Here is a 10,210-nt window from a genome sequence, read left to right on the forward strand (position 1 = left end):
AACAGGCCTAAAACGCTCCACCCAAAGCAATTCCTTAAGTTCAGACATTTCACTAATTAAACCCACCTGTATTTAAATTCTTAATCCTAAACACCTCGGTGAATTACCCTCTAAGAATTTAATTTGCCTATCCTCTAGAGCCTTCATAGTAATGCAGGTGAGTGATGCCTCATAAGCTGAATGATGTTAAGGGTTTAAACCCGTAACGTAATTGTACTGGTGATGGTTAGGTTCATGGTTATTTCAGATGACTTAACTGGTGCCAATGGGGTTGCCGGCATGATGGCTAAGCGCTGTGGTGTAGTGGTTATTAGCTATAGGTTAATTAAGTTAATTCCAAGTGATTCAGAATGCATTGTTGTTAATACTGAAAGTAGGCTTATTGAGCCTAATATTGCTGAGAGTAGGGTTAAGGCCATTGTTAATTACGCTGAGTCTAATGGATTTATTATTGGGAAGAGGATTGACAGCGCATTAAGAGGTAATATTGAATCTGAGTTGAGGCCACTACTTAAGCAAACAATAGTGATTACAGATACAATACCCGAGTACGGTAGGTTCACTGAAAACGGCTTCACTATTTTAGGTAATTCCCAGGTTAGCATAGTTGAGAGGCTTGGCGGTATCAAATCCATGATAATGAGTATTAGGGATCTTAAGGCTAATGCCGGTAACCTAAATGGTGTGGTTATTGTTAATTCAAGGACAATGGATGATATTATTGAGGTAGCGCAGGTGATCCACGATAATGGCTTCACGCCTGTGGATCCAGGACCATTAAATGCCCAAGTGGCTGGGCTCTACGTTAAAGGGAGGTTAAGTAAGCCTACTATTAATGAGGTTAAGAGGGTATGCTTCATAATTGGCAGCACTCATGAGAATACCATTAAGCAGGTTGAGAGAGCTAGGAGGAGCAGTATTAAGGTTATTAGCATTAAGGATTCTGGTGATTTATCAAGTTACGATGAGGTAATCATTACCTTTGACTTAATGAGAGATAGGGATTACTTAAATGAGGATTTCATAAAGCAGGTAGCTCAGTTCGACGCATTAGTGGTGAGTGGGGGTGAGACTGCTAATTTACTAATCAACATATCCAAGGCTAATTACTTGGAGTCAATAGGTGAAGTAATGCCCTTAGTTGGCGTAAGCGTAATTAAGGGGGGTTTACTTAATGGTAAGGTTATTGCAACTAAGGGAGGCATAATTGGGGGAGAGGATGCCTACCTGATAATAAGGGACTATTTAAGAAGGTTACCTAATATCATTGAAGGGGATAAATCCTCATAATCCTAACTCCATGAACCAGTACATGAGGATCCAAGTAGGCCACTACAGTAGCCTGAATCCGCATTATTAAGCCTTATGGTAGATGCAATGAATCATCACTTTTAATTTTACTTAACATTGATCCCCTCCTTAGATGCCTTTAATTTAAAATACTATGGAAATATGCTTTAACGGTACCTCCCAGCACCATGAATACTCCTTAACGCAGCAATTATGATTATTAAGGCGGTGATTACCAGGATGCTAATTATTAATGCTGTGTTTACAATATGTTTTGTAACAGCCGCTTCCTTTATCATTAATGTAGTTGATCTAGGCCTAAATGCAATCATAATAGTAATATTAACTATGCTTTTATTGAATAATCCTAATGGTGTTGGAATGTACTGTATGTAAAGCATGTGGCTAGTCTTGTTTAGAAACCAACCGCTTGGTATTTCCGGCATGTAGGCTAAGTAGTATTGCGTTGGTATGTACATTGATTGATTAACATATTGATTAAGCCTAATACCGTCTATACTAACTGAAACGTTCAATGGATTAAATGGTATGTAAAGTTCTAGGTGGGTTAAGAGCCCATTAGGGGGCATTAAACGTGCTTTAATGTTGACTATTACATATGACTCATTATTAATTACACTTATACCCGTTACATTAAGGTACCTCCACCTATTAATTATTAAACCGGTTTCATTAAGCGTTCTTGCTTGCCACAGCGATACTGATTCTAAGATTGCAGGCACCCCCTCAGTATTAGCATTATTGAAGAATACGTAGAATGGTGGTGGATTAGCACCAGGCTCAATAATGTTATTGAATATTATGTTTAAGAGCGGTAGCACTATGTTAGTGTCGTTGTATTGTAAACCAGCCTCAAGCCAACCAAGTAAGTCCTCACCAGCCTTATAAGGTATTGAGTAGTCTATTGGCAGTGGTGGTGATGTTGTTGATTCGAAGCTTCTTAATGCATTAACCTGAGCATCATAATACTCCCTAAATAAGTTACTCAGATTATAACCCATTGAGTTAAGCATGCTGATTAACCAAGCCGTTAAACCATAACCAGTAGCCCCACCTTCAACAGAATTCAACGTCACCGGTGACTCAACGTAACTTAAGGCTAACCGCCTAATACTCCCGTTATAAGGATTAAGTAGTAATGCCGCTATTAAGAATGTTGAAATGCTCCTAGGGTAAAAGAAGCCGCCATTGATTTCACGTTTAACTATGGGTAGCCAGAAGTTTACGAAACCCTTGGCAAAAGATAAGGTGGTGGCATTATTAGTCCTTAAGCCTAATAGGGCTGAACCAAGGGCAATATAACCGAAGCTGGCTGGTGTTGATGCATCTGAGTCACTTGGGTAATCATTAAGGAGTAAACCACTCATAACGTAGGGTACTGAACCATAATCCACGGTTACCCCTGCCACATAAACTTTAATTTCACCACGTGCCTTTACCGTTAATTCACCATCACTAATAATCACGCTACTAATGTTACCTAGTATGAATAATGCTGAATTACCAAATGGCGCTTCACTTGTGAAAGAAACAACACCACTGATATTACCTTTAATTCCCCCAAATCCATTAAACACTTTAATGAGCCTTAAACCTGAGTAAACATAAGCCACAGGCCCTGGTGATTTAAAGGCTACTGTAATTGAACTAGCATTAAGGGGTTTAATTAGGAAATAGTTAAAATTACCCAATACCACCTCCGCAATACTACTAAACACGGCCTTAATACTCCCATCACCTAATACTATATTATAGCTGCAGCCGCCTAAGCCATTAATGGATTCAATTGAGGTAACGTAGTTGAACCCAAATAACTCAACGCCAAGCTGCAGTGGGCACCCACCCATTGCAATTATATTATTACCATAATAGTTGCTGAAACTATGAACCACTAGTTGAACAATCCTAGCAGGCATCATGTACCCATAAGCCTTAATACTGTAAAGGAAATTGAATGCCTCATAAGCAATCGTGTAATTACCAACTATTACCGATGCTGTAAGGATTTTACCTGCATCATCAGCCCAGTAATCGTAGTAGTCNNCCACTAAGTTTACTTGGAAAACATAGGAATCCATGGAAACTAGGCCTATAGTATGATGCTAATTGATCCTCAAGAAGCCTAACAATAGGAGTATAATTAATACCGTAAATGATGGGGTATTGGTAGGCATTTACCGTTAATGCACCTAATGCTATTCCAAAAAGTAACATTAAGGGGAGAATGATTACTAATCTAACACCTTCATAATCATGCCTATGGTTAATCAGCATGAACACAATTGTTTACCTTAAGTTAATAAACATTTTCACCATCAGGTTACGTGTACACATACCTAAGGGGATATAAAAGGCATGTGAAAATGAACCCCTAAACTTTACTTAAAATACATACTATAGCCCTTACATTTTACTGAAAAATTCTTAACTTTATAAGACTTAAGTATAAATGAATCCCTAATCATACTTAAATGTACTGAACTATCAGTTAAATAGTGCAATATTTTTAAATTTCATAATATAGTAATTAGTATGCCTGATTTTATGCGTGCAATGAGGCTCGTGGAGTTTGGTAAACCTCTTCAACTCCAAGAGGTCCCAATACCTAAGCCTAAGGGCTCTGAGGTTTTAATTAAGGTTGAGGGTGCTGGGGTTTGCCATAGTGTTGTGCACTTCGTTGATGGTAGATTTGGTAGGATTGATGTAAAGGCCCTTGGCTTAAGAATACCAGTAACCCCTGGTCATGAGATTGCGGGTACTGTGGCTGCTATTGGGGATAATGTGGAAGGGGTTAGGGAGGGGGATAAGGTTGCTGTTGATCCATGGATAGGGGATGGAACCTGCCACTACTGTAAAATGGGTGAGGAACAATTATGTGAACATCCAATTAAGATTGGTGAGAACGTTGACGGTGGCTTCGCCGAGTATGTGCTGATACCACACTACAGGTACCTTTACGTATTAAGGAATCTTAATACCGTTAACGCATCACCACTACCCTGTGCTGGCTTAACCCCATATAGGGCCTTGGTTAGGAAGGCTCAGGTTAAGCCATCTGAGTATGTTGCAGTCATAGGTGCTGGTGGTGGTTTAGGAACTATGGCTGTTCAAATAGCTAAGGTAATGGGGGCCATAGTTATTGGTATTGACGTTAGGGATGAGGCACTTAAGGAAATTGAGGAGGCTGGGGCTGATTACGTAATCAACGGTAGGGGTAATGCAGTTGAGGAGGTTAGGAAAATCACAGGTGGTAGGGGGGTTAATGTCATTGTTGATACTGTGGGTTCAAATGAAACCCTAGGCACATATATTGATGCACTGGATAAACTGGGTAGGTACATTATCCTAGGCCTATATGGCGGCGACTTAACTTACCACGCACCCTATATTACGCAAAGGGAGATTCAAATAATGGGTAGTTTAACCGGTAACTTAAGCGACTTCATGAGCGTTATGAGGCTTGCCGATAATGGTAAGATAAGGCCCCTTGTAACTAAGGTAATGAGGCTTGAGGAGGCTAATGAGGCTCTTGATAACCTCAGGTATGCGAGGGTAACTGCTAGGCAGGTTCTGGTGCCTTAAATCATAACCTTAAGCCCACGTAGCATTAAATATAATCCTATTATTAACAGTATAACACCCACTATGGGCATTATTCCAACAGCAATACTGATTGTTATTATTATTGAGGCATTCCTCACCATTTTAGCGCTACCAATTAACTTACCCACCTTAATTAGTGAATAGGAGCACATCAATATGCCTATGACGCCAGCAACCATGGCTGCAGCCATTATTACAGAAACGTAGACTGGCATAATGACTAGGAATGAACCCCTCGGTATACGGTTAATAAGTGATGCTATTGAGGCTATTGGCTGAAAGGTAGGCTGAGTTACAGTAACTAGGATTGAGTTCAACACCCACAGTAGGTAAGCTGCAATAAGTATGAGTGAACCAATCCTCCCCCACTTTAATTTAACAGCTGCATCTAATTCACTGAACCCCCTGTAGATGAGTAGTATTACAGGGGTGTAGGTTAGGGCTATTATTAGTGATGGCCATAGGCTTGTTGCAAGTATGAAGGCTGCATATATTACCATTGTTATGAAGTCTATTGAACCAGCCTCAGCGTATATGCCGGTTAATAAGCCTAAAACCACTGACGCCGATATTATGGCAAGCAGGTCAGGTATTGTTAAAGTTATTGCAACCCTAATCGAGTAAAGCATCTTGTCTAAGTCCGAGTACTGCATTGGGCCTTAAGCATAAGGACTTTAAAAACACTTACGTTAAACTAGCCTAGATTAACTTTAAGCCACCCTCATTACATACCTAAGCAGCACAACGTAGATTATGAGGAATATTACAAGAGCAGTCACTGGGTCAATAATGCTTACTGATACTGAACTAATCAATAGGTAAATGATTATTGAAAATGCGAGTACTATAGCTGAGACGCCCATTACATTCTTAGTGAATTCACTTAACTCACCCCTTACCTCATCCTCATTATAACCCTTACCTGTTAATTCACTGTATAGCCTATTATACATTCTAAGCATCATGGATGAAACTATGGCTAATTCAACAAACCCAATTGAGTAGCCAAGCATAGTTAACCCAATTGGACTAATGTAGAGTAAATATGTGTGTGTTGAGTAAACTAAGTAACCTGATGATAGTATTGAGACTAGCGAAATGAATATTACCGCCACTAATGATTCAGCGAGGGGGCTACCCCTAATGGCGCCCAATACGCCAATAACCACTGATAGGCCCATGAAGGCCAGTGAAATTACCTTGGCCACTGAGTCGCCGTAAAGGAGAACTATTACGTAGGGGATTAGAGGTAGTATTATTGATATGAGGATTAATTGAGTCCTCATACACTCCACCCTATGTTAGATAATACCTTCACTGTAATTGGCCCAATCCCATCGCAGACTGGATCCCAGGAAAGTATCCTGAACCTACTTGGCATTAACCTATACAGCCTCACCCTATCCAACGCCAATGCCTTGGCGCATTTAATATCAGGCAGGCTCATTTTCATGATTATGCTGTGGGGTATTACATCAAGTAGAATACCGTACGTGGGTAGTGACCTTAGGAAGCCACTTAACCAATTCACGTTATCATTATTAACACTGGTCACCATTATTACCAGCGGCCTTGTCTCATTAACCATAACCCTCAGGGTTGGGTCATTTATGTAGGCGGCTGGCTTAGCCTCAACACCCATTAAGGCCCTTTGAATCTTATAGTAATGCCCCATACCTGAACTTGGGTAAACCTTACCCATTGTGGTCCATAGGCCCACATTATAGTTATACCTAAGTAGAAGCCTTGATAATGATAATATTAGTAGTATACCATACTCAAGGGGGTTCTCCTCCCAAGTACCGTAACGCATCCATCTCCCTGAATCAAGAATGAATAATATTGTCCTTAAACCCTCCCTCTCATACTCATTAACCATTAGGTTACCGTTAGGGGACCTTGCCGTTGCCTTCCAATTAATGAATCTATAGGGATCACCCAACACGTACTCCCTAACTGACCTAAATTCGGTGGAGTATGGGCCAAGCCTCGATAATGGAGTCCTTGGAAAAGCCTCCCTCGGCTTAATTATGCCAGTGGCCTTTGTTATTAACTTAACTCTAGGCATCACCTCCACTGGAGCTGAAGCATCAACATAACCCTCAATGGGTGCTGTTAGGCCAAGTAAATCATGGTAAGTGTAGTCAATAGCCCTTAACTCATAGCGGCCCCTCCTAACGGCCCTAAGCCTGTACTTGAAGGCCTTCTCAACATCCCTAAGCCCCTTAAAAACAACGTGAACATTCTTACCGTCAACTAACTCAAAGCCCTCAGCCTCAGTGCTACCTGGCCTGGGGGGAGCCCTGATTGTGATTATACCGTAGCCCCCAGTTATCTTAACTCTTACGCTTACTTCAACATCATCATTAACGTATATCCTCCCTGAATTAACCTCAATAACGGCATTAATGCGTGGCTTATTCTCAAACATTAACGCTAGTGAAGCTAGTATTAGGGGGAAGGCAACCCCAATAATAAGGGGCTTAACTGTTGATAATAATGCCACTGCTGCAGTGGCCATTGATAAGGTACTCAGCATTATTATTGTCTTAGAGGATTCCTTAACCATCCTCGGTTCACTTTGGTACAGGTAGTTTACTTAAGTACTCAGCCACTATGGATTCACCCCTCACACCTTCAAGGGTTACCTCAGGCTTAAGGACAATCCTATGCCCGAGGACATCAACAGCAACCCTCTTAACATCATCAGGTATTACGTAATCCCTACCCTCAAGTAACGCCATTGCCTTACTCATCCTCATTAACGATATTATACCCCTTGGGCTTGGACCCGCTAAAACCCTAGAATCCTTCCTAATAGCCCTAAAGCTTGAAATGTAGCCTAACACCTCATCACTAACAGTAATTGAGGACTCTAAGTACTGCCTAATCTCAATTAATTCACCTGCATTAGTAATGGACTTAACATATACCGTTGGGTCATCTGTACGCCAACTAATCCTCCTCTTAAGTAACTCAACTTCATCATTAGGGTAACCTAGGCTTATCCTAATCATGAACCTGTCTAATTGAGCCTCAGGGAGTGGGTAGGTTCCCTCAAGTTCAATAGGGTTCTGGGTTGCTATAACTATGAAGGGTTGAGGAAGCTTAATAGTATCACCCTCAATGGTGACCTGCCCCTCCTCCATTGCCTCAAGTAAGCCAGCCTGAGTCTTGGGTGGAGCCCTATTAATCTCATCAGCAAGTATTAGGTTAGCGAAGATAGGGCCCCTTATGGTTTCAAAGTAACCTTTATCCTGCCTCCAAACCTTAGTGCCAACAATGTCGCTTGGAAGTAGATCTGGGGTAAATTGAATTCTATTGAATTCAATACCGAGAAGCCTAGCTACAAGTTTAGCTAGGAACGTCTTACCTATGCCTGGGTAATCCTCAATGAGTATATGGCCACCGGCTAAGGCTGCGGCTATTATCTTAGATATTACTTCAACGTCACCAACATAGAACTTTAACACTTCATCAATTATACTTCCTGCCTTTTCAAATGCAGTCTTTAGATCCACACGCTTAGGGTTTAAGGCATATTAATAAAGGTATTTTCACGTAGCCGTAATTAACTCTATATAAGTGATTATTACTATGACTGCGGGTGGTTAATTCCCTATCCTACACTGCCTAGGATTCCTATGCTACTATATTTAGGGTGATCTTCTACATTTCCTGAAGGCCCATGAAACATAGGTAAACGAGGGGTATCGGCAGGGCTTGAATTACTGCGCCGACGCTTGGCCATAAATCTGGTAAGTGCTCTTAGCCTGCTCATACTGAGCCATACTGCTTAATACTTCATTTAACGTATTAATCCTCCTAGTGATCTCTTCCTCGACGCTGAACCTATCGTAGAGTTTATCAGGTGAGTACTGGTAGTTGAATAGGCTTGATAATACGTCAATAACCTCATTATACTCAAAACCACCGCTGGCCATCATATATGATAGGTACACTAGTAGCTTATCTTTACGGCCATACTTCACGAAATCCTCAACGGCATCATTAAAGTACCTAAGTTCAGGCACTTGAATAACCTTAACCTCACGTTTATGAGCCTCATAAACCTCCTCCACTATTTTCTCAATATCCCTTGAGGCGGCTACATAAGCCCTGTAGCTTATGTAGGCTACAAGAGCCAGGGTTAATAATATTGATACTGCAAACACGTAGATGTTGAGCGCTGGGGACTTAGGGATTGCCAACACCATGTAGAACACGCCTAAGCCAAAGAAGGCTGCCACAATACCACCGTAGGAATTCCTAAGGTAAAGCACAACATTACTAACACCCTTACCTGGCTGAGCATTAATTAATGCTGTTGATGATAATACTAGGGCTGCTAAGGATGATGTTAGGAATGGGTACATGAGGGGATTATAGGCTAACCCCATTAATGCTGATAATGAGAATAAGGCGATTGAGGTTGATAGTTTTTTAAGGAAGTCACCGGTATTAATACTTGTAAGCGATAGGCTGGAGCCAAGCCTATTAATCATTACTGCAGAGGCCAATAGTATTAATGAACTTAAGGCAACCTTAACCTTATAATTAGGGGCCACTAGGAAGGAGCCCAGGGACATTAGTAACGTTAATGTAACGTATGCAGCATCATTAATTTGCCTCCCCCTGAACCAAGGCTTACTCCTCATGGTTCTTAAATCATTAATCAGCATTAATGCTAATGAACCAGCTATGGGTATTGAGAAAATGAATAGTAGATATAGGCCCACTGGCGTAAGTAGCATTAATATTACTGTAACCACTGCCAATATTACATAGTAAACCACGTACCTGCCTAATGAAATGGTTCTAACATTATCCACAAGTGATCACCTTAGGTTCACTGTGTGAACTGGATAAGTACCTGAGGTAATTCTCATAATCCCTCCTACTAATCATCCTCTTACCATAGTGAACGCTCTCAAAGATCCTAATCATACTTAATGCATCAGCCCTATTCTTAATTACTCCATCCTCAATTAACTTAATCACAGCCTCCCTGGGGGTTAAGTTACTGGGATTCTTTAAGTTAGCTAATACGTTAAGCTTAAAGAGGTTCTCAACATCCTTAGAGTATTCAGTGAATCTAATAACCAGGCGCTCGCTTTCCCCACCTGATTCTCCAGTAATCTCATAGCACCCCTCTGAGGATGCAGTGATTTGGGAGCCGTTAATTATTAATCCTAATCCAGGCTTAACAGTAACATTACCCACCGCCTCATATGTTAGGGGTTCATTAATGCCCCAGATTAAGGGTAAGTCAGGTGGTATGTTAAGTTTAAGTAAA

At 41.0% G+C, this 10,210-nt stretch carries 7 protein-coding genes and 1 pseudogene; 2 read left to right on the top strand and 6 right to left on the bottom strand.

The window, feature by feature from the left end; all coding sequences use genetic code 11:
• Positions 1-222: 222 nt before the first annotated feature.
• Complete coding sequence (locus BP896_RS03820) at positions 223-1,290, top strand: four-carbon acid sugar kinase family protein (RefSeq protein ID WP_291765842.1); 1,068 nt, start codon at positions 223-225, stop codon at positions 1,288-1,290.
• Positions 1,291-3,855: 2,565 nt separating this feature from the next.
• Complete coding sequence (locus BP896_RS03825; RefSeq protein ID WP_349681926.1) at positions 3,856-4,893, top strand: NAD(P)-dependent alcohol dehydrogenase; 1,038 nt, start codon at positions 3,856-3,858, stop codon at positions 4,891-4,893.
• On the opposite strand, the gene BP896_RS03830 is transcribed toward BP896_RS03825, so the two are convergent.
• From BP896_RS03830 to BP896_RS03855, 6 genes and pseudogenes are all read right to left on the bottom strand, one after another.
• Positions 4,890-5,567, bottom strand: coding sequence for a hypothetical protein (locus BP896_RS03830; protein WP_291765847.1), 678 nt, complete (start codon positions 5,565-5,567; stop codon positions 4,890-4,892). The two genes, BP896_RS03825 and BP896_RS03830, sit on opposite strands and share 4 nt — an antisense overlap.
• A gap of 57 nt (positions 5,568-5,624) precedes the next feature.
• The gene (locus tag BP896_RS03835) at positions 5,625-6,200 is read right to left on the bottom strand and encodes a hypothetical protein (RefSeq protein ID WP_291765850.1); all 576 of its coding nucleotides are present in this window, start codon (positions 6,198-6,200) and stop codon (positions 5,625-5,627) included.
• Positions 6,197-7,483, bottom strand: coding sequence for a DUF58 domain-containing protein (locus BP896_RS03840; protein WP_291765853.1), 1,287 nt, complete (start codon positions 7,481-7,483; stop codon positions 6,197-6,199). Before BP896_RS03840 ends, BP896_RS03835 begins: the two co-directional genes overlap by 4 nt.
• A 7-nt stretch (positions 7,484-7,490) precedes the next feature.
• Positions 7,491-8,435, bottom strand: a complete 945-nt coding sequence (locus tag BP896_RS03845; protein WP_291765855.1) for an AAA family ATPase — start codon at positions 8,433-8,435, stop codon at positions 7,491-7,493.
• Positions 8,436-8,642: 207 nt separating this feature from the next.
• Complete coding sequence (locus BP896_RS03850) at positions 8,643-9,746, bottom strand: hypothetical protein (RefSeq protein ID WP_291765858.1); 1,104 nt, start codon at positions 9,744-9,746, stop codon at positions 8,643-8,645.
• Positions 9,739-10,210: pseudogene (locus tag BP896_RS03855) on the bottom strand (hypothetical protein); the annotation flags it as partial. The gene BP896_RS03850 and the pseudogene BP896_RS03855, both read right to left, overlap by 8 nt.

Origin of the sequence: Caldivirga sp. UBA161 (genome assembly GCF_002506515.1) — an archaeon.
Lineage (GTDB): Archaea > Thermoproteota > Thermoprotei > Thermoproteales > Thermocladiaceae > Caldivirga.